Annotated in this window: 26 protein-coding genes and 1 pseudogene; 19 read left to right on the top strand and 8 right to left on the bottom strand. The window is 69.5% G+C overall.

Annotation, left to right across the window (positions count from 1 at the left end; genetic code table 11):
* Positions 1-97: 97 nt before the first annotated feature.
* From alaS to AMYAL_RS0141755, 5 genes are all read left to right on the top strand, one after another.
* A complete protein-coding gene (gene alaS / locus AMYAL_RS0141775) occupies positions 98-2761 on the top strand; it encodes an alanine--tRNA ligase (protein WP_020637270.1) in 2664 nt (887 codons plus the stop codon).
* A 67-nt stretch (positions 2762-2828) separates the two neighbouring features.
* Positions 2829-3257: a Holliday junction resolvase RuvX gene (ruvX, locus tag AMYAL_RS0141770; protein ID WP_020637269.1), complete on the top strand. Its 429-nt coding sequence runs from the start codon at positions 2829-2831 to the stop codon at positions 3255-3257.
* 371 nt (positions 3258-3628) lie between these two features.
* Positions 3629-5083, top strand: coding sequence for an endolytic transglycosylase MltG (gene mltG / locus AMYAL_RS0141765; RefSeq protein ID WP_020637268.1), 1455 nt, complete (start codon positions 3629-3631; stop codon positions 5081-5083).
* 13 nt (positions 5084-5096) lie between these two features.
* On the top strand, positions 5097-5927 hold the full coding sequence (locus AMYAL_RS0141760; RefSeq protein WP_026467890.1) for a shikimate dehydrogenase: 831 nt from the start codon (positions 5097-5099) through the stop codon (positions 5925-5927).
* 60 nt (positions 5928-5987) lie between these two features.
* Positions 5988-7247, top strand: a complete 1260-nt coding sequence (locus tag AMYAL_RS0141755) for a GrpB family protein (RefSeq protein ID WP_020637266.1) — start codon at positions 5988-5990, stop codon at positions 7245-7247.
* A 337-nt stretch (positions 7248-7584) separates the two neighbouring features.
* Here the strand turns inward: AMYAL_RS0141755 and AMYAL_RS0141750 are convergent, their stop codons facing one another.
* Both AMYAL_RS0141750 and AMYAL_RS0141745 read right to left on the bottom strand, forming a co-directional pair.
* A complete protein-coding gene (locus AMYAL_RS0141750; protein WP_026467889.1) occupies positions 7585-8262 on the bottom strand; it encodes a TetR/AcrR family transcriptional regulator in 678 nt (225 codons plus the stop codon).
* A gap of 17 nt (positions 8263-8279) precedes the next feature.
* Entirely contained in the window at positions 8280-8702 is a 423-nt protein-coding gene (locus AMYAL_RS0141745; RefSeq protein WP_026467888.1) for a hypothetical protein, read from the bottom strand.
* Between the two features lie 135 nt (positions 8703-8837).
* On the opposite strand from AMYAL_RS0141745, the gene AMYAL_RS0141740 reads away from it, so the two are divergent.
* Positions 8838-10034: an endonuclease/exonuclease/phosphatase family protein gene (locus AMYAL_RS0141740; RefSeq protein ID WP_020637263.1), complete on the top strand. Its 1197-nt coding sequence runs from the start codon at positions 8838-8840 to the stop codon at positions 10032-10034.
* Here the strand turns inward: AMYAL_RS0141740 and AMYAL_RS0141735 are convergent.
* Positions 10031-10687, bottom strand: coding sequence for a maleylpyruvate isomerase family mycothiol-dependent enzyme (locus tag AMYAL_RS0141735; protein WP_020637262.1), 657 nt, complete (start codon positions 10685-10687; stop codon positions 10031-10033). The two genes, AMYAL_RS0141740 and AMYAL_RS0141735, sit on opposite strands and share 4 nt — an antisense overlap.
* Before the next feature lie 58 nt (positions 10688-10745).
* Between AMYAL_RS0141735 and AMYAL_RS0141730 the strand changes: the two genes are divergently transcribed.
* Positions 10746-11687 carry a D-2-hydroxyacid dehydrogenase family protein gene (locus AMYAL_RS0141730; protein ID WP_020637261.1) on the top strand — a complete coding sequence of 314 codons (942 nt, stop codon included), beginning with the start codon at positions 10746-10748 and terminating at the stop codon, positions 11685-11687.
* On the opposite strand, the gene AMYAL_RS0141725 is transcribed toward AMYAL_RS0141730, so the two are convergent.
* From AMYAL_RS0141725 to AMYAL_RS0141710, 4 genes are read right to left on the bottom strand one after another with little or no spacing between them, the layout of a single operon-like run.
* Positions 11677-12501 (bottom strand): serine hydrolase domain-containing protein, encoded by an 825-nt coding sequence (locus AMYAL_RS0141725; RefSeq protein WP_020637260.1) that lies wholly within the window; start codon positions 12499-12501, stop codon positions 11677-11679. The genes AMYAL_RS0141730 and AMYAL_RS0141725 overlap by 11 nt on opposite strands.
* A 60-nt stretch (positions 12502-12561) precedes the next feature.
* Positions 12562-12828 carry an HPr family phosphocarrier protein gene (locus AMYAL_RS0141720; protein ID WP_020637259.1) on the bottom strand — a complete coding sequence of 89 codons (267 nt, stop codon included), beginning with the start codon at positions 12826-12828 and terminating at the stop codon, positions 12562-12564.
* 41 nt (positions 12829-12869) lie between these two features.
* On the bottom strand, positions 12870-14129 hold the full coding sequence (locus AMYAL_RS0141715; RefSeq protein ID WP_020637258.1) for a PTS transporter subunit EIIC: 1260 nt from the start codon (positions 14127-14129) through the stop codon (positions 12870-12872).
* Positions 14126-14914 carry a GntR family transcriptional regulator gene (locus tag AMYAL_RS0141710; RefSeq protein WP_026467887.1) on the bottom strand — a complete coding sequence of 263 codons (789 nt, stop codon included), beginning with the start codon at positions 14912-14914 and terminating at the stop codon, positions 14126-14128. Before AMYAL_RS0141710 ends, AMYAL_RS0141715 begins: the two co-directional genes overlap by 4 nt.
* 224 nt (positions 14915-15138) lie before the next feature.
* Here AMYAL_RS0141710 and AMYAL_RS0141705 point away from each other — a divergent pair.
* Both AMYAL_RS0141705 and AMYAL_RS0141700 read left to right on the top strand, forming a co-directional pair.
* Positions 15139-15384 (top strand): annotated as a pseudogene (locus tag AMYAL_RS0141705) (PTS sugar transporter subunit IIB); the annotation flags it as partial.
* The gene (locus AMYAL_RS0141700; RefSeq protein WP_020637255.1) at positions 15381-15836 is read left to right on the top strand and encodes a PTS sugar transporter subunit IIA; all 456 of its coding nucleotides are present in this window, start codon (positions 15381-15383) and stop codon (positions 15834-15836) included. The pseudogene AMYAL_RS0141705 and the gene AMYAL_RS0141700, both read left to right, overlap by 4 nt.
* A 67-nt stretch (positions 15837-15903) precedes the next feature.
* On the opposite strand, the gene AMYAL_RS0141695 is transcribed toward AMYAL_RS0141700, so the two are convergent.
* A complete protein-coding gene (locus AMYAL_RS0141695) occupies positions 15904-16344 on the bottom strand; it encodes a QcrA and Rieske domain-containing protein (RefSeq protein ID WP_020637254.1) in 441 nt (146 codons plus the stop codon).
* Positions 16345-16475: 131 nt separating this feature from the next.
* On the opposite strand from AMYAL_RS0141695, the gene AMYAL_RS0141690 reads away from it, so the two are divergent.
* The 10 genes from AMYAL_RS0141690 (at position 16476) to AMYAL_RS0141645 (ending at position 23397) form a co-directional block, all read left to right on the top strand.
* The gene (locus AMYAL_RS0141690) at positions 16476-16844 is read left to right on the top strand and encodes a hypothetical protein (protein ID WP_020637253.1); all 369 of its coding nucleotides are present in this window, start codon (positions 16476-16478) and stop codon (positions 16842-16844) included.
* Positions 16841-17353, top strand: coding sequence for a sigma-70 family RNA polymerase sigma factor (locus AMYAL_RS0141685; protein ID WP_020637252.1), 513 nt, complete (start codon positions 16841-16843; stop codon positions 17351-17353). The genes AMYAL_RS0141690 and AMYAL_RS0141685 overlap by 4 nt, the downstream gene beginning before the upstream one ends.
* Positions 17350-17979, top strand: coding sequence for an anti-sigma factor family protein (locus AMYAL_RS0141680; protein WP_020637251.1), 630 nt, complete (start codon positions 17350-17352; stop codon positions 17977-17979). Before AMYAL_RS0141685 ends, AMYAL_RS0141680 begins: the two co-directional genes overlap by 4 nt.
* A gap of 177 nt (positions 17980-18156) precedes the next feature.
* Positions 18157-18768 carry a prepilin peptidase gene (locus tag AMYAL_RS0141675; RefSeq protein WP_020637250.1) on the top strand — a complete coding sequence of 204 codons (612 nt, stop codon included), beginning with the start codon at positions 18157-18159 and terminating at the stop codon, positions 18766-18768.
* A gap of 47 nt (positions 18769-18815) precedes the next feature.
* Positions 18816-20003 carry a chorismate synthase gene (gene aroC, locus AMYAL_RS0141670; protein WP_026467886.1) on the top strand — a complete coding sequence of 396 codons (1188 nt, stop codon included), beginning with the start codon at positions 18816-18818 and terminating at the stop codon, positions 20001-20003.
* The gene (locus AMYAL_RS0141665) at positions 20000-20524 is read left to right on the top strand and encodes a shikimate kinase (protein ID WP_020637248.1); all 525 of its coding nucleotides are present in this window, start codon (positions 20000-20002) and stop codon (positions 20522-20524) included. Before aroC ends, AMYAL_RS0141665 begins: the two co-directional genes overlap by 4 nt.
* Positions 20521-20928 carry a hypothetical protein gene (locus AMYAL_RS0141660; protein ID WP_020637247.1) on the top strand — a complete coding sequence of 136 codons (408 nt, stop codon included), beginning with the start codon at positions 20521-20523 and terminating at the stop codon, positions 20926-20928. Before AMYAL_RS0141665 ends, AMYAL_RS0141660 begins: the two co-directional genes overlap by 4 nt.
* An 8-nt stretch (positions 20929-20936) precedes the next feature.
* A complete protein-coding gene (aroB, locus tag AMYAL_RS0141655) occupies positions 20937-22046 on the top strand; it encodes a 3-dehydroquinate synthase (RefSeq protein ID WP_020637246.1) in 1110 nt (369 codons plus the stop codon).
* Positions 22043-22474 carry a type II 3-dehydroquinate dehydratase gene (aroQ, locus tag AMYAL_RS0141650; protein ID WP_020637245.1) on the top strand — a complete coding sequence of 144 codons (432 nt, stop codon included), beginning with the start codon at positions 22043-22045 and terminating at the stop codon, positions 22472-22474. The genes aroB and aroQ overlap by 4 nt, the downstream gene beginning before the upstream one ends.
* Positions 22471-23397 carry a GNAT family N-acetyltransferase gene (locus AMYAL_RS0141645; protein WP_020637244.1) on the top strand — a complete coding sequence of 309 codons (927 nt, stop codon included), beginning with the start codon at positions 22471-22473 and terminating at the stop codon, positions 23395-23397. The genes aroQ and AMYAL_RS0141645 overlap by 4 nt, the downstream gene beginning before the upstream one ends.
* The last annotated feature ends 7 nt before the right edge of the window (positions 23398-23404 follow it).

Raw genomic sequence — 23404 nt, 5'->3', positions numbered from 1 at the left:
GGTCGCGTCCGCGATCAGAAGAGTCCCAGCCCTCCGCCGTTCCCGCCTGTCCGCATTCCCAGCGCTTTCGCGCGAGCCCGCAGCCAAGGACGAATCCGTGGAAACACACGAAATCACCCAGCGTTTTCTGAGCCATTTCGAGAACAGGGGACACACGCGCGTCCCCAGCGCGCCGTTGATCCTCGACGACCCGAACCTGCTGTTCGTCAACGCAGGCATGGTCCAGTTCAAGCCGTACTTCCTCGGCGAGGCCCCGCCGCCGTACCCGCGCGCGACCAGCGTGCAGAAATGCGTCCGCACCCCGGACATCGACGAGGTCGGCAAGACCACCCGGCACAACACGTTCTTCCAGATGGCCGGGAACTTCTCCTTCGGCGACTACTTCAAGGAAGGCGCCATCGAGGCGGCCTGGGAGCTGATCACCAAGTCCCAGAGCGAAGGCGGCTACGGCCTCGACCCGGCACGCATCTGGGCGACCGTCTACGAGGACGACTCCGAGGCCGCGGGCCTGTGGAAGAAGCTCACCGGCCTGCCCGGCGAGCGCATCCAGTCCCGTGACGGCAAGGACAACTACTGGGACATGGGCGTACCCGGTCCCGGTGGCCCGTGCTCGGAGATCTATTACGACCGCGGCCCCGACTACGGCCGCGAGGGCGGCCCGGTCGCCGACGAGGACCGCTACATCGAGATCTGGAACCTCGTCTTCATGCAGGACGTGCGGGGCGAGAAGAGCCCGAAGCACGGCCACAAGCCGATCGGTGAGTTGCCGAAGAAGAACATCGACACCGGCATGGGTGTCGAGCGGGTCGCGACGATCCTGCAGGGCGTCGAGAACGTCTACGAGACCGACCTCGTCCGCCCGGTGATCGGCCGCGCCGAGGAGTTCTCCGGCCGGCGCTACGGCTCCGACCACACCGACGACGTCCGCTTCCGCGTCATCGCCGACCACGCCCGCACCGGCGTGCTGCTCATCGGTGACGGCGTCACGCCGGGCAACGACGGCCGCGGTTACGTGCTGCGCCGCCTGCTGCGCCGCATCGTCCGCTCCGCGCGCCTGCTCGGCGTGCACGAGCCGGTGCTGCCCGCCTTCGCGGCGGTCGTCCGCGACACCATGGGCCCGACGTACCCCGAACTGGTCGCCGGTTTCGACCGCATCGAGGACGTCGTCCGCGTCGAGGAGGAGGCCTTCCTCTCCACGCTCACCAGCGGTTCGCGCATCTTCGACCTCGCGGCCGAGGAGACCAAGCGCGAGGGTGGCTCGCTGCTGGCAGGCGACAAGGCGTTCCAGCTGCACGACACCTACGGCTTCCCGATCGACCTGACTCTCGAGATGGCGTCCGAGCAGGGCCTGACCGTCGACGAAGAGGGCTTCCGCACGCTCATGAACGAGCAGCGGCAGCGCGCGAAGGCCGACGCGGCGTCGCGCAAGACCGGTCACGGCGACCTGTCCGAGTACCGCAAGGTGCTCGAGCAGAGCGGCGAGACCGAGTTCCTCGGCTACAGCGACCTGCAGGCCGAAGCGAAGGTCGTCGCGCTGCTGGAAGACGGCGTCCCGGTGCGCAGCGTCGGCGCGGGCAAGAAGGCGGAGCTGGTCCTGGACCGCACGCCGTTCTACGCCGAAAGCGGTGGCCAGGTCGCCGACACCGGCGTGCTGCTCGGCGACGGCGTCGAGCTCAAGGTCCACGACGTGCAGAAGATCGTGCCCGGCCTGTTCGTGCACCGCGTCGAGGTCGTCGACGGCGAGGTCGGCGTCGGCAGCGCGCTGACCGGTTCGGTCGACCAGCACCGCCGCCTGTCGATCGAGCGGTCGCACTCCGCGACGCACCTGGTCCACGCCGCCGTGCGCGGCGCGTACGGCAAGCGCGCGGCGCAGGCCGGTTCGCTGAACTCGCCGGGCCGCATGCGCTTCGACTTCACCACCTCCGGCGGGGTCTCGTCCGACGTGTTGACCGAGGTCGAGGAGGAGGTCAACGACTACCTCCAGACCAACGTCGAGGTGAACACCTTCGTCACCACGAAGGACAAGGCCCTCGAACTGGGCGCGGTCGCGCTGTTCGGCGAGAAGTACGGCAACGACGTCCGCGTCGTCGACATGGGCGAGTACTCCCGCGAGCTGTGCGGTGGCACCCACGTCGACCGCATCGGCCAGCTCGGCCTGGTGAAGCTGGTGGGCGACTCGTCCATCGGTTCCGGCGTGCACCGCGTCGAGGCGCTGGTCGGCACGGACGCGCTCAAGTACGTCCGCAAGGAGCAGCTGCTCGTCTCGCAGCTCGCGAGCACCTTCAAGGTGCCGTCGGAGCAGCTGCCGTCGCGGATCGACGACGTGCTCACCCGGCTCAAGAACGCCGAGAAGGAGATCGAGCAGCTGCGCACCCAGCAGGTGCTCGGCTCGGCGGGCTCGCTCGCGGACAAGGCCGAGGACATCGGCGGGATCGCGGTCGTCGCGGAGAAGCTCGGCGAGGGCGTCGACTCGAACGGCCTGCGCGCGCTGGCTTCGGACATCCGCGGCAGGCTCGGCACCCGTCCCGGCATCGTCGCGCTGTTCGCCCCGCAGGGCGAGAAGGTCGCCTTCGTCGTCGCCACCACCAAGGCGGCGCAGGAGAAGGGCATCGCGGCGGGCAAGCTCGTCCCGTCCTTCGCCGAGGCGATCGGCGGCCGTGGCGGCGGCAAGCCGGACATGGCCCAGGGCGGTGGCACCAACCCCGCGGGGGCGGAGCAGGCCATCGCCTCACTGCGCGCGGCGGTCGCCGAAGTTGGCTGACGACGCCCCTCAGCGGCGTCCGGATCGGCCTGGGGAGACCGATCCGGGGCGCGGCAGGCGGCTTGGCGTGGATGTCGGATCCGTCCGGGTCGGGATCGCACTGAGCGATCCCGACCCCATCCTCGCCAGCCCGCTCGTTACCCTCACTCGCGACGCGACTGGCGACAAGGACGTCGACCAGCTCGTAGAACTCGTCACAGAACACGACGTGGTCGAAGTGGTCGTCGGCCTGCCTCGGACGCTCAAGGACCGTCATGGTCCGGCGGCCGAGGCGGCGTTGGACTACGCCGAAAAGGTCGCGGCCAGGATCGCTCCGGTGCCGGTGCGGCTGGCCGACGAGCGGTTGACCACGGTGACGGCATCCAGGATGCTGTCGCAGCGTGGGGTGAAGGGACGTAAGCAACGTGCTGTCGTCGACCAGGCGGCCGCGGTCGAGATCCTGCAGGCGTGGATCGACGCGGTAGCGGCACATCGCGCACGGAAGGGCGACACATGACCGAGCCCCACGGCAGGCCCGAACGCCGTCAGGGCGGTAGACGACGGTTGCGGGAGCCTGAAGAGGCCAGCCCGCCGCCGACCCCGCCCCGTCGCAGGCCCGAACCCCAGCCGACGGGACGGCGGCACATCCGTCAGGACCCCCCGGAGGCCCCGCCCGTGCGGCGTGCGGCCGGCGAACCGCCGCCCCGCGCGCGTCGGTCGCCGGAAGAGCCGCCTCCGCGCGCCCGGCGGGCCGTCGAGGAGCCGCCACCCCGTGCGCAGCGTCCGGCCCCGCACCGGCGGGCCACGGAACCCGCGGCCGCACCGCCGCCACCGGCACCGCCCGCCCCGCAGCGACGGTCCCCCCAGCCGGGTGACCAGGGTCTTGGCATGCCCGCCTACGCCCAGGAAGAGCCACCCCGTCCCGGCCGCCGCCGTCGCCGCGAGGACGACGGCCCGCTCCCGGACGAGCGGCCGACCGACATCATCCCCGCGGTTCGGGAAGCGCCGATCGCCCGGCGCCCCGGCGCGGCTCCTGCTCCGCCGCCTCAGGGCAGCGAAGAGGAATACGACGAGATCTTCGGCGAAGACGCGTACGACGACTATGACGAGTACGACGACTACGAGGATTACGAAGACGAGCAGGGCTTCGAGGACGAAGACCGCGCCGAGCCCGAGCGCATCGAGGACGAACGCCCGGAACGCCAGGGGCCGCCGCCCAAGAAGCGCAAGAAGAAGCGCGCGCTGGGCTGGATCGCCGCGCTGACCGTGCTCGTCCTGCTCGCCGGCGGCGCCTACTACGGCTTCACCGAGATCTTCGGCTACGACGACTACGAAGGTTCCGGCGAGAGCGACGTCCTCGTCGAGGTGCAGAAGGGCGACTCGACGTCGGCGATCGGCAACCGGCTCCAGGCGGCCGGAGTGGTCGCCAGCGGCAAGGCGTTCGTCAAGGCGGGCGATGACAACACCGCCGTCTCGCGGCTCCAGCAGGGCTACTACGTCATGAAGACGAAGATGTCCGGTGCCAGCGCGGTCGAGAAGATGACCGCCCCCGCGTCGAAGGTCGGCCAGGTCGAGATCAGGCCGTACACCCAGTTCCACGACATCACCCAGCCCGACGGCAAAAAGACGCCAGGGGTGTACACGTTGCTGTCCAAGGCTTCCTGCGCGGATCTGAACGGCACGAGCACCTGCATCCCGGTCGAGGAACTGCGGAAGACGATCGAGAACGCGGATCTGGCGAAGCTGGGCGTCCCGTCGTGGGCCGTCGAGTCCGCCACGAAGGCCGAGCACAAGGACCGGCGGCTCGAAGGGCTCATCGCCCCTGGCATCTTCAACGTCAAGCCCGGCTGGACGGCGGAGGAACTGCTCACCAACGTCGTGAAGACGTCGGCGGATCGCATCCTCAACGCCGGGCTGAGCGACCAGTCGAAGGGCGAGGGCAAGACGCCGTACGAGACGCTCGTCATCGCGTCGATCATCGAACGCGAGGCGGTGAAGGCCGACTTCGGGAAGATCTCGCGGGTCATCTACAACCGGCTCGACGAGAAGATGCGGCTCGAGATGGACTCGACGGTCAACTACGTCCTCGACCGGCCGACCCTGCTGACCAAACCCGAGGAACGGGAAAAAGCGGGCGTCTACAACACCTACAAGTCGGTCGGCCTGACCCCGACGCCGATCGCGGTCCCGAGCGCGGAGGCGATCCAGGCCGCGCTGAAGCCGGCGGCGGGGGACTGGCTGTTCTTCGTCAAATGCGAGAAGAGCGGACTCTCCTGCTTCACGGTGACGAACGACGAGCACAACAAGGCCAAATTGGACGCACAGAGGCGCGGTGTCTACTAAGCGCAAGGCCGCGATCCTCGGGAAACCGGTCGAACACTCCCTCTCGCCTGTGCTGCACGGCGCCGCCTTCCGCGCGCTGGGCCTGGACGGCTGGACTTATGAACGCGTCGAGATGGACGGTCCGGGACTGCCCGCCTTCGTCGACGGTCTCGGTCCGGAGTGGACCGGGTTCTCGGTGACCATGCCGGGGAAACGGGCGGCGCTGGAGTACGCCGACGAGGTCACGCCGCGCGCGGCCGCCGTCGGCGCGGCGAACACGCTGGTGCGCCGGGAAACCGGCTGGCTGGCCGACTGCACCGACGTCGACGGCGTCACCGAGGCGTTGCGGATCGCGGGGGAGTACTCGCCCGGTGCGGACGACGCGGCCGTCGTGCTCGGTGCGGGCGGGACCGCCGCGGCGGCGGTCGTCGGGCTGGCCGCGCTCGGTGTGCGGACGGTCCGTCTCGTCGTGCGGGACCCCGCACGGGCCACGGAAACGGTCGAGGCGGCTCAGCGGGCCGGGCTCGACGTCGAGGTCCTGAGCTGGGCGGAGGTCGACTTCGGGAAGATCGCCGCGGATTCGGCGGTCCTGGTGAACACCGTGCCCCCGGACGCCGTCCGGCCACATCTGACGGAGCTCGCCGGGATCGGCTGCGTCCTCGACGTCATCTACCACCCCTGGCCGACCGCGCTCGCCGAAGCCGTCGCCGACCGGGGCGGGCGGCTGGCCACCGGATTGGACATGTTGCTGCATCAGGCTTTCGGGCAGTCCGAGTACTTCACCGGGCAGCCGGCGCCACGGGCCGAGATGCGGGACGCGCTGCGCGAGGCGACCGGCAGGATCCTTTCTTTGCCGATTCGCTGACAAGATCGCTCGGATTCGATAATCTGGTCGACTGCCTAGAAGTCGAAACCAGGGGGATCCATGCCTAAACCCGATCGAGACGACTACACCGAAGACGACATCAACAGCGCTTGGGTCGGTCAGGCTCCGGTGCTGAATTCCACCGTCACCCTGGCCGAATACGATCCGGAGTGGCCGCGGCTGTTCGACAGGGAAGCCAAGCGCATCAGGGGAATCCTGGGGGAACGCGCGCTGGTCCTGGAGCACGTCGGCTCCACATCGGTGCCGGGGCTCTGCGCGAAACCGATCATCGACATCATGCTGATCGTCGCCGATTCGAACGACGAAGACACCTACGTGCCGCAGTTGGAGGCCGAGGGCTACAAACTCGTCATCCGCGAGCCGGAGTGGGAGAAGCACCGAAGCTTCAAAGGCCCGGACACCAACATCAATCTGCACGTCTACTCGCCGGACAACGGCCAGACCGAGCGCTATCGCCTCTTCCGCGAGCGCCTGATCGCGCACGAGGACGAGCGGAAGCTGTACGAGGCCAAGAAGCGCGAACTGGCGTCGCGCACCTGGGAGTACATCCAGAACTACGCCGACGCCAAAACCGAGGTGATCGACGAGATCATCGAACGGGCGCGCGCCGCCCAGTACGACGGTTTCGCCCGGCTCTACGCGGCGCACGCCGAGACCAGCAGCACGAACGCCCATTACGACCGCCCCGCCATCGTCGAACTGGCCGGGGACGTGGCGGGCAAGCGGGTGCTGGACGTCGGCTGCGCGGCCGGTCATCTGAGCGCGCTGCTCGCGGCGAGGGGCGCGGACGTCCTGGGCGTCGACGCCAGCGCGGGCATGGTCGCCGTCGCTCACGACAAGTTCGGGGACGTCGCGAAGTTCGAGACGGCCGATGTTTCGCGGCCGCTGACGTTCCTCGAGGACGCTTCGATCGACGTCATCACGGCGTCACTGGTGCTGCATTACCTGAAGGAGTGGGCGCCGGCGCTGGCGGAGTTCCGGCGGGTGCTGAAACCGGGCGGGCTGCTGGTGTTCTCGGTGCACCATCCCGGCGAGGACTGGCGCTGGTTCGAGAAGGACAACTACTTCCAGCTGGAACTGCTCGACGACGAGTTCCCGCTGGGGGAGTACAAGCAGAAGGTGCAGTTCTACCGGCGGCCGCTGAGCTGGACGTTCGGCGCGGTGCGGGACGCCGGGTTCGCCGTCGACAGGCTGGTGGAGCCGATGCCGGAGGAGACGATCGCCGAGGCCGACCCGCGCTGGTACATGACGCTGCGGACGAAGCCGCGGTTCCTGTACTTCAAAACCGTCCGGGACTAGTCACCTGCTTGCGGTCTCCGCCGCTTGGTCCGGGTGTCGCGAAAGCCACTTTCGCGACGTCTGATGTCCCGAAAGTGGCTTTCGCGACATGGGCGGGTGAGGCGTCGGCCGAGTGTGTCGTGAGTGGCAAGTGTCGTTAGAGCGGACACGTATTTGCGTACCTACGCCTGACCTGCCTGTGGCAGACAACCTGACGGGGGAGGATTCAGGACGTTCAACGTCCTGAATCCTCCACGCCCAGCGGGTAAGCAAATACAAGTGTCGTCAGAACGCGATTTGTCACTCACGACCCCCTCTGCCGCCAGACCGCACCACGTACCCCGAGCGCGTTAGGCGACTAAACGCGCTCTGGGGTGTCGTCCCGCTTCGAGAGGTCCCGGATCAGCGAGACGATCTCCCGGCTGACCGGCCGCAGCACCCGCAGCCGCGAAAGCCCCACCAGCCGCGCGATCAGCGGTACCGTCCGCTCCACCAGCACGCGGCTGCGTTTCTGGCCGCGAGAGCGATCGTGGACCCAGAACAGCACGACCCCCATCTGGTACAGCCACAGCAGATCGGGCAGTTCGTCGCGCAGGTCCGGGTCGAGTTTGGCGTCGGAGCCCTCGATGACGTCGCGCATCAGGCCGACGGAGGACTCCCGCGCGGGCGCCGACTCCTCGCTGAACGGGCTCAGCGGCGATTCCGGGTCTGCGGCGTTGACGAAGAGCTGGGTGCCGAAGCGGTGGTACGGCTCGGCGACGTCGAGCCAGGTGAGCAGGACGGTCTTGAGCCGCGCGCTGAAATCCTGCTCACCTTCGATCGCCTGGCGCGCCATCGTCAGGTGCCCTTTGGCGATCTCGTCGTAGAAACCCTGGATCAGCTGGTCTTTCGAGGCGAAGTAGTAGTAGGCGTTCCCGACCGACACGCCCGCCTCGCCCGCGATGGCCCGCATGGTCGTGCGGTCGTAGCCGTTCTCCGCGAACAGCCGCAACGCGGTCGCCACGATCAGCGACCTGGTTTCCTCACTCTTCGCCACCACTGCACGTTATCCGGTCAGGGCGCCGGGTGCGGAGCGGGCGCCGGGTTGCCCGGATAGGGCTGCGGCACGGGCACGGGCCGCGCGGTCGCCTGGTTGAGGTGCTTGCGCCGGATCCCGTTGAACACCAGCACGTTCCCGACGTGCATCACGCCGAGCACGAGCGCCACGGTGCCGACCTTGACCGACAGCATCTCGAAGACGTCGCGCGCGTCGAGGACGGTGTCGTTGCTGGTCAGGAACAGGGTCACGAAACCCAGGCTGACCAGGTAGAACCCGACGACGAGCAGTTGGTTGACCGAATGCGCCAGCGCTTGCTTGTCCTGGAAGACGTCCTCCAGGAACGTCTTGCCGTGCCTGCTCAGCGTGCGGGCGACCAGGACGGTCAGGGGGACGGTGATGGCCAGGTAGAGCGCGTAGGCCATGACTACGGGTTGCATGGGGCCTCCTTTTGAACGTGTTCAAGAAGTACCGTAGCCCAGATTTTGAACGCGTTCAAGTGGTGCTGTTCACCTGAAGCTCACCCGTGCGGCCATCCGGCTGCGTAAGGTCGCACCGACTCTGGGAGGTAGACCGTGAAACGCATCGCCGCCGTGCTCACCTCGGGCGCTTTGCTGGCCGGGACGCTGCCGGCCGCCGCCCCGGCGGAAGCCACCGTCGGGCAGAACGTCCGCTTCGCGACGTACAACGCTTCGCTCAACCGCGGAGCCGCCGGTCAGCTGGTGACCGACCTGTCGCAGCCGGGCAACGCGCAGGCGAACGAGGTCGCCGAGGTGATCCAGCGCAACCGGCCCGACGTGCTGCTGATCAACGAGTTCGACTACGTGCCGGGCAACCGCGCCGCGGACCTGTTCCGCGAGAACTACCTGAAACGCGGCCAGAACGGCGCCGCGCCGATCGACTACCCGTACGCCTTCACCGCGCCGTCGAACACCGGCGTCGCGACCGGCTTCGACCTCGACCGCAACGGCCAGGTCGGCGGCGGCAACGACGCGCACGGCTTCGGCCTCTTCGAGGGCCAGTACGGCATGCTCGTGCTGTCCAAGTACCCGATCGACACCCAGCGCGCGCGGACCTTCCAGAAGTTCCTCTGGAAGGACATGCCGGGCGCGCTGCTCCCGGACGACCCGGCCACCCCGGCGCCGAACGACTGGTACTCGCCGCAGGCGCTCGACGTGCTGCGCCTGTCGTCGAAGTCCCACTGGGACCTCCCGATCCGCGTCGGCCGCTCGACCGTGCACTTCCTGGCCGCGCACCCGACGCCGCCCACCTTCGACGGCCCCGAAGACCGCAACGGCACCCGCAACAACGACGAGATCCGCTTCTGGGCGGATTACGTGACCCCCGGCAAAAACCGCTACATCCGCGACGACCGCGGCCGCCGCGGCGGGCTGGGCGCGCACGAGAAGTTCGTCATCGCCGGAGACCACAACTCCGACCCGCTCGACGGCGACAGCGTCCCAGGCGCGATCTCACGCCTGCTGAACGCGCCTCGCGTCATCGAGACGCGTCCGGGCAGCGAAGGCGGCGTACGGGCGGCTCAGGACCAGGCAGGCGCCAATATCGGCCAGAAGGGCGACCCGTACTTCGACACCGGCGACTTCAACGACAACGCGCCGGGGAACCTGCGGATCGACTACGTCCTGCCGTCCAAGGGCCTGTTCCCCTGGCGCGCCGAGGTCTTCTGGCCGCTGCCCGATTCACCGCTGGCCCGGCTCAACGACGCTTCGGACCACCACCTGGTGCGGGTCGACGTGTTCGTCCCGCGCTAGACCTCGACCGGCGGGTTGCAGTGGGCGCCGATCCGCTTCGCGCCCGGCCCGGTGAGCGCGGCCAGGCCCGCGCCCCGGCCGGTCGCCGCGAGGAGCAGGTCGGCGAGCGGGCCGCGCACCTCGTCGGGGCCCGTGCCGCCGGTCCAGCCGGCGTCCGTGGCGATCATCGTCACGCCCTTGCAGCGTTTGCGCGCGCCCCAGAACGGGCTCGCGAGGATGTGGTCGATCGCCGCGATCGCCGGCTGTTCCGGCATCGGCCGGGTGCGGCCCAGCGGGCGGACGATGTCCTGGCCGTGGATGAGGACGTCGGCGAGCGGGTCGATCGGCTTGGCGCCGGGGGAACGGTGGGCCGACCCCGCGTCCTCGCGGATCTGGGCGACGAGTTCGGCGGGGGAGAACCGGGTGGCGTGCTCGATCGCCTGGTCGGCGGTCATCCGGTCCCAGTCGCCCCTGGCCTTGATGGCGCCGATGATGGTGTCCTTGAGGCCGGTCCTGGGCGACAGCGCCAGGTGGGCGGCCAGTTGGTGGACCGTCCATTTCGGACACAGTGTGGCCGCCGGCCAGTCCTGCTCGTCGAGGTCGTCGAGCAGGTCCGCGACGCTCAGCCGCTCGGCCTCGGTCCAGGCCAGGATCTTGCCCTCGTCCACGTCCATGCCTTCCTCCCCGTCGGCACCCTGTGCGGTTCCAGGGTCCGAACCCTAGCCTGGGCCCATGAAGATCGCAGTTCTTGACGACTACCAGAACGTCGCACTCGACTACGCCGACTGGGACTCTCTCGGTGCCGAGGTCGAGGTGTTCACGAAGCCGTTCGAGGACCCCGCCGACGTGGTGGCCCGCCTGCGGGACTTCGACGTCGTGGTCGCGATGCGCGAGCGCACCCGCTTCCCCGCCGAGGTCCTCGACAGGCTGCCTTCGCTCAAGCTGCTGGTGAGCACCGGGCACCGCAACGCCGCGATCGACGTGGCCGCCGCCCGGCGCAACGGCGTGGTCGTCTCCTCCACCGGGTACATCGCGGCCCCGGCGGCCGAGCACACCTGGGCGCTGATCCTCGCCGCCGCGCGGAACGTGCCGGTGGAGTCGAAGAACATGCGCGAGGGCGGCTGGCAGACGACGGTCGGCACGATCCTGTCCGGCAAGACCCTCGGACTGCTGGGACTCGGCAGGCTCGGCGCGGGCGCGGCCAGGATCGGCCAGGCGTTCGGTATGGAGACCATCGCCTGGAGCCAGAACCTGACCAGGGAGAAGGCCGAACCCCACGGCGTGGCGGCGGTGTCGAAGGACGAACTGTTCGCCCGCGCGGACGTCCTTTCGGTCCACCTGGTGCTCAGCGACCGCAGCCGGGGGCTGGTCGGCGCGCCCGAACTCGCCGCGATGAAGCCCACGGCGATGCTGGTCAACACCTCGCGCGGCCCCATCGTCGACGAAGCCGCCCTGGTGGATTCCTTACGCCGCAAGGAGATCGCGGTCGCCGCGCTGGATGTCTACGACGTCGAGCCGCTACCGGCGGAGCATCCGCTGCGGACGCTGGACAACGTCGTGCTCACCCCGCACATCGGCTACGTCACCAGGGAGACCTACGAGATCTTCTACCGCGACGCGGTCGAGGACATCGCGGCCTTCCAGGCAGGTTCCCCGATCCGGGTCATGGAGTGACGCCGCGCAGTTCGGCGAGCACCGCGTCGGTGTAGGGCGGCCACACCTCGGCCGCCCACGGGCCGAAAGCCCGGTCGGTGAGCGCGACGCAGGCGGCACCGGCGTCGGGATCGACCCAGAGGAACGTGCCGGACTGCCCGAAGTGGCCGAAGGTCCGCGGCGAGCTCGACGAGCCGGTCCAATGTGGACTCTTGTGGTCGCGGATCTCGAAACCGAGGCCCCAGTCGTTCGGCTTCTGGTGGCCGAAGCCGGGCAGGACACCGGACAGTCCGGGGAACACCACGGAGGTCGCCTCGCGCACCGTCTCGGCGGCGATGAGCTTCGGTGCCTGCAGCTCGGCGGCGAACGCGACCAGATCGTCCACAGTGGACTCCGCGCCCGAGGCGGGGGAACCGGTCAGCTTGGTCGACTTCATGCCCAGCGGCTGGAAGAGCGCCTCCGCCTGGTAGTCGGCGAAGGGGATTCCGGAATGTTCGGTGAGCGCGTCGGCGAGCTGTTCGAACCCGGCGTTGGAGTACAGGCGGCGGTTGCCCGGCGCGGCCATCGGCTTGTGCTCGGTGAAGGCCAGGCCCGAGGTGTGCGCGAGCAGATGCCGGATCGTGGAGCCCTCCGGCCCGGCGGGGGTGTCGAGTTCGACGACGCCCTCTTCGATGGCGATCAGCGCGGCGTAGGCCGTGAGCGGTTTGGTCACCGACGCCAGCCGGTACACCTTCGTCGGGTCGCCGTACGTGCCCAGCACGTCACCGGCGGCGGTCACCACGGCCGTGGCGGCGTTGTCCACCGGCCACTGTTCGATCTCGCGCACGCTTTGCATACCCACACCCTACGAAGCCCGGACCGGTCGGGGACGGTCCGGGCTTCGCAGTGGCGGGGATCAGGCGTCGAGGTCGGTCGCCACCAGCTCGGCGATGGCGTCGACAGCCGCCTCGGCACCTTCACCCTCGGCACTGATGATGACCTCGTCGCCGAAACCGGCGGCGAGCGTCATCAGGTTCAGCACGCTGCCGGCCGCGACCGGGTCACCGCCCGCTTTGGCGATGTTCACCGCGACGGGCTGCGCCGCGGCCGCCTTGGCGACCGTCGCCGCGGGCCTGGCGTGCAGGCCCACCTTGCTGGCCACGGTGACGCGTTTCTCCGGCATGTTCTTTCCCTTTCGTGCCTTCGGTTTTCTTGAAACTGAGCTTACTTCGTGGCGGGCTTGGCCGCGGTGGCTTCGAGATCGGCCTCGATCGCGTCGTCCTCGCGGCCGGGGGTCCGCAGGTTCCACTTCTTGATCACGAAGCGGAAGATCACGTAGTAGAGGACCCCGTAGGCCAGGCCGATCGGGATGAGCAGCCAGACGTTGCTGCTCGCCGCCGGCAGACCGCCGTTGAGCGCGAAGTCGATCGCACCGGCGGAGAAGCCGAAGCCGAGGTGGATGTCGAGCGCGTTCACCAGCGCCATCGAGGTACCGGTCAGGACCGCGTGGATCAGGTACAGCGGCCACGCGACGAACATGAACGAGAACTCGATCGGCTCGGTGATACCGGTCAGGAACGAGGTCAGCGCGCCGGCGATCATCACACCGCCGACGATCTTCTTCTGGCTGGGCTTGGCGCTCTGCCAGATCGCCAGCGCCGCGGCGGGGATGGCGAACATGAAGATCGGGAAGAAGCCGGTCATGAAGGTGCCGCGGGTCGGGTCGCCCTCGAAGAACTTCGTGAGGTCACCACCGTCGAAGATGAACCACACCGGCACGTTCAGCAGCTGGTGCAGACCGACCGGGATCAGCAGGCGGTTGAGCACACCGTAGATACCGCCACCGACCACCGGGGCGCCGGTGACCGCCTCGCCCGCGGCCTGGATGCCCTCGTTGACCCAGTGGAAGACCAGGCCCAGCGGCACCGCGAGGATCATCAGCGTCAGGGCGGTGATGATCGGCACGAACCGGCGGCCGCCGAAGAAGGCCAGGTACGGCGGCAGCTTGATGCGATAGAACTTTTGCCAGAGCAGCGCGGTGACCAGACCGACGATCACGCCGGCCAGCACACTGTAGGGCCACTTCAGTGGGTTGAGCATCAGGCCCGCGGGCTTCTCGGGGTTCCAGCCCGGCAGTTCGGAGAACGGTGCGAGGACCTGGAGAACGCTGGTGAACACGAAGAAGCCGACCACGGCGGCCAGTCCGGTCGCGCCATCGCTCTTCCGGGCGAAGCCGACGGCGATACCCACCGCGAACAGGAGCGGCAGCCAGTTGAACAGCGAGTTGCCTGCCGCGCCGAGAACCTCGGCCACTTTGGTCCAGCCGAGCCCTTTCTCACCGAGCAGGTCGGGTTGACCGAACCTGTTGAGGAGCGCGGCGGCGGGCAGGGCGGCGATCGGGAGCATGAGGCTGCGGCCGAAGCGCTGAAGCCCGGCCAGTCCCTTGCCCTTGCTCTTCGCCCCCTCGGCGGTGGTGGAGCTCATCGGGTACCTCCGTAGTGAGGATGTTGACCGGAATCCGGGGTGTTCCGGTCCAGCTGCATGGTGACCTGGTAGTGATCGCCCCGGTACCAGGAAGTCATGTCTTCGATCGGTTCCCCGTTGACGCTGGAGACCCGGCGGAAGACAAGAAGCGGACTGCCGGCGCGCATGCCGAGCAGACGTGCCGTTTCGCGGTCCGCGGATTCGGCCCAGACCGTCTGCCACGCGTGATCCGGGCGCAGGTCATACGACTGGGCGAGTTGGACGTACAACGATCGGGTGAGATCGAGATCGAGCAGACCGGGCATCCGGCCCGCGTGATACCAGCCTCGTTCGACCGCCAGCGGCACCCCGTCGGCACGGCGGAGCCGCACCAGCCGGTGCGCCGGGGTCCCGGCGGCCAGGCCGAGGGCGTGCGCCGAGGGGGCGGGCGGGACCTCGGTGGCGGTCTTGACGACCTCCGTGGTCGGGGTCATCCCGCGGCGGCGCATGTCCTCGGTGAAGGACATCAGGTAGAGCTGCAGTTCCATCCGCCTCGCGGCGGTGAACGTCCCCTTGCCGCGCACACGCGACAAGAGTCCTTCTTCGACCAGCTTGCCGATCGCCGAGCGGACCGTGAGCCGGGACACCTGGTAGGTCTCGGCCAGGTCACGTTCCGAGGGGATAGGCGAGCCGGGGGGTAGCTCACGCTCCACTGTGCGGCGCAGAATCTCCCGCAGCTGTGCGTGTTTGGGCGTCGGTCCGTTGATCACACGGTCGGACGGCGGCAGCTGCGCCGAAGCGCTCATGACGGTCACCGTCCTTTCGGTCCGTTCGGTTGGGGAACCCGTACTCGCATCTGGTCCGGAAGATTGGTACGTTCCGGTCTAGACCAATGATCCGATGGGGCAGGATGCTCCGTCGCACGAGCGGGTGTCAACCACCGTTACGCGTTCGTGGCCAGGGATCGGGTGCGAGTCGGCGAACGGCGTAGTACAGCTGGTTCGCATGTGGGAAACCGACAGGGAACAAGGAGACCGCGATGGCGGATGACAGGGCGGAAAAGATCCTCGCGGCGCTCGGCGGTGCCGACAATCTCATCGAGGTCGAGGGGTGCATCACCCGGCTCCGCTGTGAGCTCGAAGACATGAGCCTGCTCGACGAAGCGGCGCTCAAGGCCGCCGGCGCGATGGGTGTCGTCCGCATGGGCGCCGGTGTCCAGGTGATCGTGGGGCCCGAGGCCGACACGATCGCCAGTGAGATCGAGGACCTGCTGTGAGTTTGGAGATCCTGAGCCCGGTCGGCGGCAAGACGACCGCTATGACCGAAGTGCCCGATCCGGTCTTCGCGCAGGCGATGGTCGGCCCCGGCCTCGCGGTCCTGCCCTCGGGCGGGCGCCAGGACGCGGTCGCGCCGGTCGACGGGACGGTCGTGACCCTGCACCCGCACGCTTTCGTGGTGGCCACCGAAGACGGCCGCGGGGTGCTGGTCCACCTGGGGATCGACACGGTGAAGCAGAAGGGCGAGGGGTTCACCCTCCACGTCGTCAAGGGCGAAGCCGTCCGCGCGGGGCAGCCGATCGTCGGCTGGGACCCCGAAGCGGTCAAGGCCGCCGGCTACTCGCCGATCGTGCCCGTGGTGGCGCTGGACGCGAAGGCCGAAGTCCTTTCGGGACTGCTCACCGGCGGCGACGTCGAGCCGGGCGACCCGATTTTCACCTGGGACAGCTGAAACCTTTGGTCCAAATGGGTCCCTTTAGGACGGTATTTCCGTCCTGAAGGGACCTTTCGCATGTTCGTCAGGCCGTGACGACCTGGCCATTGGTGACCTTGACCGCGATCGAGGGCAGCGGCTGGTCCGCCGGTCCCTTTTTGACGGCGCCGGTCTTCGCGTCGAAGATCGAGTTGTGGCAAGGACACTTGAGTTCCGCGCCGGCCGGGACCACCGTGCAGCCCTGGTGCGTGCAGATCGCGCTGAACGCGGCCGCCGTGCCTTCGGCGGTCCTGGTGACGATGACGTCCTTGCCGTCGGCGGTCTTGGCGGCCTTCGCCTGGCCGACCTCGATGTCGGCGAGCGCGGTCAGGGATTCACCCGGTGCCGCGGCGGGCGGAGCGGCAGCCGAGCCGGCCGACGGGGTGTCGCTTCCGCAGGCCGCGAGGGCCGCGGCGCCGACGGCCGCGCCGGCGACGGCGGCCCCGGTGGTCAGGACGGTGCGGCGGGAGTGGAGTTCGGCAGTCATGCCCCTACACACGGCCGGAGCGGCCATCCGGTTCAATTTCGTCGGCCATCGGGTGCCGGATTGAACCGGAGGGCCCGCTTTTCCGTGTTCAAAGGCATAGGGGAACCGAACACGCGGAAAGAGATACGGACATGATCCGGTGGTTGTCGCGGGTGGTGGTGGCGGCGGGCCTGCTCGGCTCGGCATGGGTGCATTACGTCGTATGGCAGGACTGGGCGTCGGAAACGGACGTGGTCGGACCGCTCTTTCTGGTGAACGTCGTGGCGGGCGCGGTCATCGCGGTCGCCGTCCTGGTCTGGCACCACTGGCTCCCCGCGCTCGCGGCGATCGGCTTCGGCCTGGCCACTCTGGGCGCGTACGTGCTCTCGCTGACCACGGGGTTCTTCGGCGTCTCGGAGCGCTTCACCAGCCAGGCCGAGATCTGGGGCGTGATCACCGAAGCGGCCTGCGTGATCTTCGCTCTCCCGCTGCTCCGCAACCGCGAAAGCACGGATCGGTGAAGGAATTCGCGGAGGACCGGCTGATGCGGGCTCTGCACGACGAGCACGCCGCCGCGCTCTGGTCCTACGCGCTGCACCTCACCAGCGGCGACCGGGTCCGCGCGGAGGACGTTGTCCAGGAGACGCTGCTGCGGGCCTGGCGCAACGCCAAGGTGCTCGACCAGTCCGAGGGGTCGGCGCGGGGCTGGCTGTTCACCGTCGCGAGGCGGATCGCCATCGACGACTGGCGGGCGGCCGAGTCGCATCCGGAGGTGGTGACCGGCCAACCGCCCGAAACGGCGGTCACGGACGGCACCGAGCGGGCGGTCCAGGGCTGGCTGGTCGCCGAAGCGCTCGGTGAGCTCTCGCCGAGGCATCGAGACGTCCTTGTCCTGTGCTACTTCCAGGGTTACTCCGTCGCCGACGCGGCGAAGCGGCTGGGCGTGGCCGAAGGCACGATCAAGTCGCGGACGCACTACGCCTTGCGGGCGTTGCGCCTGGTATTGGAGGAAAGAGGGGTGACTCGATGACCGACCCCTTCGCCACCTACGACGCGGCCTACGTGCTCGGGGCGTTGTCCCCGGAAGACCGGTTCGCCTACGAGAAACACCTTCGCGGGTGTGACCGGTGCGCGGCTTCCGTGCGCGACCTGGCCGGGATCCCCGGACTGCTCGCCCAAGCCGGCGCCCCCGCGCTGCGGGAGGAGGAACCGGCGCCCTCGCCGGAACTGCTGCCCGCCGTCCTCAAGCGGGTCCGCCGGGGAAGGCGGATCCAACGGGCGATCACCACCACCGCGGCCGGGATCGCCGTCGCCGCAGGCGTCACGCTCGCGTTCGTCCTGACCGGGCCGATCGCGGCGGGGGGAAACCCGATGACCCCGCTCGGCGACTACCCGGTGACCGCCGAGGTCGCCATGTCCGCCACGGACACCGGCACGAAGGTCGACATGACGTGCAGCTACGGCGGCAACCGCACCGGGGACTACATCCTGGTCGCCGTCGACGCCGACGGGAGCACCAGCGAACTGGCGTCCTGGCGCGCGATGCCCAAGGACACCGCGCACATCGTGGTCGGCACCGCGATGCGCGCCGGGGACATCAAGGCACTGGAGATCCGCACGCCCTCGGGTCTCCCGCTGCTGCGGATGAACCCGTGATCCCTTTGCCGGGTCGGTGAGTGTGTCCCGAGCGCCACGCCTGAGACGCTCACCGTCTCGAACGTGGCGCTCGGGACGTACGGCCCTGCGGGTGAGACGCGGCGAAAGTGCGTGAAAGTTCCTGTCACGAAAAGAAAAACTTGCGTCCGGTGAGATCACGGGCGCACTCTTGATCTTGTGTTCATGCCGATCGCCTTCGCGGTGGCGGGCGCTGGATCGACGCTCGCCACGCGCTCCTGCCTGCGCCGGGCGGGAGCGCCGGTGACGGCTTGGGCGGCCGCGCTCGCGGCGGTGGCGCTCGTCGCGGTCTGGCTGCGGTACCAAGAGGGCGCCTGGCCGCTGTGGTGGCTCGCGGTCCCCGCCGTGCTGACCGTCTTCGCGGTCCCGCTCGCGCTCGCCGACCTCAAGTACCGCCGCCTGCCCGACATTCTCACCCTGCCCGCGTACCCGGCGCTGGCCGTCGCGCTCGCCGTCGCCGCGCACGGGGGAGGGGCGGCCATCGCCTGGCGGGCCGTGCTGGGCGCGCTGGTGTTCGGCGGGGCGCACGCGCTCGTCCACGCGCTGTCGCCGCGCTCGCTCGGCGCCGGTGACGTGAAGCTCGCCGGAAGCCTGGGCGCGGTCCTCGCCGCGACGGGCTGGCCGTCGGTGGTGCTCGGCGCCGTCGCCGCGGCGCTACTGAGCGTGGCACTCGCGGTGGGCGGGCCCCGGCATCCCGCGGTGCCGCACGGGCCCGGTCTCCTGGTCGCGGCGTGGGCGCTCGCCGTCTTCGCCGGACCTGGTCCGGGATAGCCCGGCCTGTCCTGGGACGGAGAGGAGGTTGTGACAGGATCTGTCAGGTGTTGCGCTGGATAACCGCAGGGGAATCGCACGGACCCGCCCTCGCCGCCATCCTGGAAGGGATGCCCGCCGGGGTCGAGGTCACCACCGCCGAAGTGGGCGAGCAGCTCGCGCGCCGGAGGCTCGGCTTCGGCCGCAGCCCCCGGATGGGCTTCGAGACCGACCACATCGAGTTCACCGGCGGCGTCCGGCACGGGCTCACCCAGGGCGGCCCCGTCGCGGTCCAGATCGAGAACGCCGAGTGGCCGAAGTGGGAGAAGGTCATGTCGGCCGATCCCGTGCCAGCCGAGGAGCTGGAAGGGCTGGCTCGCAACGAGCCGCTGACCCGTCCCCGGCCCGGCCACGCGGATCTGCCGGGGATGCAGAAGTACGGCTTCCCCGAGGCCCGTCCGGTGCTGGAGCGCGCGAGCGCCCGCGAGACGGCGTCCCGCACGGCGCTCGGCACGGTGGCCCGCGCGTACCTCAAGCAGCTGCTCGGGGTCGAGATCCTCAGCCACGTCGTGTCCATCGGCGGCGCTTCGGCGCCGGAGGGCCCGCTGCCCGTGCCGTCGGACCTTCCGGCGATCGACGAGAGCCCGGTCCGCGCCTTCGGCCAGGAGGGGACCGACGTGATGGTCGCCGAGGTCGACGCCGTGCGGAAGGCGGGTGACACCGTCGGCGGCGTGATCGAGGTGATCGCCTACGGCCTGCCGCCGGGCCTCGGCTCGCACGTGCACTGGGACCGCAGGCTCGACGCCCGCCTCGCCGGCGCGCTCATGGGCGTCCAGGCGATGAAGGGCGTGGAGGTCGGCGACGGCTTCACCACGGCCACCCGCTGGGGCAGCCAGGCCCACGACGAGATCGACCGCGGCACCGGCCCGGTCGGGGTGACCCGCCGGTCCAACCGCGCGGGCGGGCTCGAAGGCGGCATCACCAACGGCGAGCCGCTGCGCGTGCGCGTCGCGATGAAGCCGATCTCGACCGTCCCCAAAGCACTGTCCACTGTGGATGTCACCACCGGCGAACCCGCGGTGGCCATCCACCAGCGGTCCGACGTCTGCGCGGTACCCCGTGCCGGTGTCGTGCTGGAGTCGGTGGTCGCGCTGATCCTCGCGGACGCCGCGCTGGAGAAGTTCGGCGGGGACTCGCTCGCCGAGGGCAAGCGCAACGCCGAGGCCTACCTGAAGGCGCTCGAGGAGCGCTGGTGACTCCCCGCGCGGTGATCATCGGGCCGCCGGGTTCGGGCAAGAGCACGGTCGGCCCGGCGTTCGCCGCCGCACTGGGTCTCGCCTTCCGCGACAGCGACGAAGACATCGTCGCCAGTGCGGGCAAGCCCATCACCGACATCTTCGCGGAGGAGGGCGAGCCCGCCTTCCGCGCGCTGGAAGAGGAGATGGTCGCGAAGGCGCTGGCCGAGCACGACGGCGTCCTCTCCCTGGGTGGCGGAGCGCCGATCGCCTCGGGCACCCGTGCGCGGCTGGCCGGGCATACGGTGGTCTTCCTCAACGTCGGGATGGCCGCGGGCGTTCAGCGGGCCGGCCTGTCGACCGCGCGCCCGCTGCTGGCCGGGGTCAACCCCCGAGCCACGTACAAGGCGCTGCTCGACGCGCGGCTGCCGGTGTACCGCGAGGTGGCCACCTTCGAGATCGAGACCGATCGGCTGACGCCCGACGAGGTCGTCCAGGCGGCCCTCATCGGACTGGCCGAGGTCAGCAAGGAACAAGCATGAAGCGCACCATCGCCGGAGCTCTCCTCGCCGTCGTGGCCTTGACGCTGACGGCGTGTGGCGAGGAGAAGCAGCCCGCGGGCGCCGACGTCATCCAGACCGGCGCGCCCGCCGGTGCCGCCCCGGAGGCGGATGTCGCCGCCGACGTCAAGGTCACCAAATGCGACAGCGGCGGCTACACGCCGAAGATCACCATCGAGGTCACCAACAGCACCGGTGAGGACGCGCGCTACGCCGTCACCATCGCGATCAAGGACGCCGACGGCAAGGCCTCCGGTGAAGCGCTGTTCGCGAAGAACCGGATGACGCCCGGCCAGAAGGTGACCGAAGAGATTCCGGGCGACACCCCGGTCAAGGGCAAGATCACCTGCGAGGTCGCGAGGGCCAAGCGGCTTCCGCCGAAGTGAGGGAAACGATGACCGAGCCGGTCCGCATCACCGTCAACACCGCCAAGCCGTACGACGTCGTCATCGGCCGCGGCCTGCTGGGCGAGCTCACCGAGCAGCTCGCCACCGCCTCCAAGGTCGCGCTGATCCACCCGCCGACGCTGACGACCACCGCCGAGGCCATCCGCGACGAACTGGCCGAGGCCGGGATCGACGCGCACCGGGTCGAGATCCCCGACGCCGAGGACGGCAAGGCACTCACCGTCGCCAGCTTCTGCTGGGAGGTCCTCGGCCGCATCGGCCTCGACCGCCAGGGCGTGGTCGTCGGCCTCGGCGGTGGCGCCGTGACCGACCTGGCCGGTTTCGTCGCCGCGACCTGGATGCGCGGCGTCCGCCTGGTCAACGTGCCCACCACGCTGCTGGGCATGGTCGACGCCGCGGTCGGCGGGAAGACCGGCATCAACACCGAGGCAGGCAAGAACCTCGTCGGCGTCTTCCACGAGCCGAGCGCGGTCCTGGTCGACCTCGCGACGCTGGAGACGTTGCCGCCCAACGAACTCGTCGCCGGGATGGCCGAGGTCGTCAAGACCGGGTTCATCGCGGACCCGCGCATCCTCGAACTCGTCGAGCAGGACCCGGCCGCCGCGCTGGACACCACCGGCGAGGTCGTCGGCGAGCTGGTCCGCCGCTCGATCCAGGTCAAGGCCGACGTCGTCGCCGCGGACCTGCGCGAGTCGGACCTGCGCGAGATCCTCAACTACGGCCACACCCTCGCCCACGCCATCGAACGCCGTGAAAAGTACCGGTGGCGCCACGGTGCCGCGGTCAGCGTCGGCCTGGTGTTCGCCGCCGAGCTCGCGCGACTGGCGGGCCGTCTCGACGACGCCACCGCGGACCGGCACACGTCGGTTCTCAAGCTCCTGGGCCTGCCGACCACCTACGACCCGGACGCGCTCCCGCACCTGCTGGAGACGATGAAGGGCGACAAGAAGACCCGGTCGGGCGTGCTGCGCTTCGTCGTCCTCGACGGGCTCGCGAAGCCCGGCAGGCTCGAAGGTCCCGACCCGTCGCTGCTCGCGGCGGCGTACTCGGTGGTGGCGGGCGAGGCCCCCAAGCTCGGCGGGAGCGTGCTGCTGTGAAGGTGCTCGTCCTCAACGGTCCCAACCTCGGCAGGCTCGGCCTGCGCGAACCGGGGATCTACGGTTCCGCGACGCACGCCGACCTGGTTTCGACCTGTGCCGTCACCGGGAAGGAACTCGGGATCGACGTCGAGGTCCGGCAGACCGACCACGAGGGCGAGATGGTCGGCTGGCTGCACGAAGCCGCCGACGCGGGCTGGCCGGTGGTGCTCAACGCGGCCGCGTGGACGCACTACTCGATCGCGGTCCGCGACGCCGCCGCCCAGCTCACGGCACCCTTGATCGAGCTGCACATCTCCAACGTGCACAAACGCGAGCAGTTCCGGCACCACAGCGTGCTGTCGGACATCGCCACCGCGGTCGTCGCCGGGCTCGGGGTCGACGGCTACCCCCTCGCCCTGCGCTGGATGGCCGCGAACGCGATATGAACAACCCGCCCGAGATCAAGACCGCGAGACTGCGGCTGCGCGCGCTGACCGAGACCGACACCGAGGCGATCGTCAAGCTCTTCGCCGATCCGGCGTTGAGCGCGCATTTCGCGGCTCCGCTGACCGAGCCGGACCAGATCCGCGAAATGGTCGGCCGCAGGCTGTCCTACGACGGCCCGGCGGGGATGGGGCATTGGGCGATCGAACGCGACGGCGAGATCATCGGCCTCGCGCATCTGCGGCCGTCTGCGGAACTGCCGGGCGACGTCCCGGAGATCGGCTACTACCTGGCGCGTGCGCACGGCGGGCAGGGTTTGGCGACCGAGGCCGCGAGGGCGCTGCTGGACCACGGACTCGTCGGGCTCGGGCTGTCGTCGGTATGGGCGCTGGTCGGTGAGTCCAATGTGGCCAGTCAGAACCTGGTGCGGCGCTTGGGTTTCCTCGATGTCGGTAGCGGCGACCACTACGGCAGCGGGCCGCATCGCGTCTTCGTCGCGCTGCCGTCGGAGCAGGGCCGCGCGCACCACATCGAACTGTGGGTGCCGGATCTCGCCCGCGCGGAGGAGAGCTGGGGCTGGCTGCTGCGCGAACTCGGCTGGCGGGAGTTCCAGCGCTGGCCCGCCGGAGTCAGCTGGAAGCACGGCGCGACGTACCTCGTCGTCGAGCGTTCTCCCGCGCTCAGCGGGGAAGAACACGAGCGGACCGCGCCGGGCCTGAACCATCTCGCCTTCCACGTCGAGTCCCCCGATCGGGTGGACGAACTGGCTTCGAAGGCGCTCGAACACGGCTGGTCGCCGATGTTCGCGGACAAGTATCCGTATGCGGGGGGTGATCACCACTACGCCGCCTACCTCGAAAACACCGATGGCTTCGAAGTGGAATTGGTAGCCCTACCGGGGACTGACGTCACCCGGCTGGGTTAAGTCTCGC

The sequence above is a fragment of the Amycolatopsis alba DSM 44262 genome (assembly GCF_000384215.1).
GTDB classification, from domain to species: domain Bacteria; phylum Actinomycetota; class Actinomycetes; order Mycobacteriales; family Pseudonocardiaceae; genus Amycolatopsis; species Amycolatopsis alba.
The sequence above is the reverse complement of the archived record's forward strand: the minus strand, read 5'-3'. Positions and strand labels throughout refer to the sequence as shown.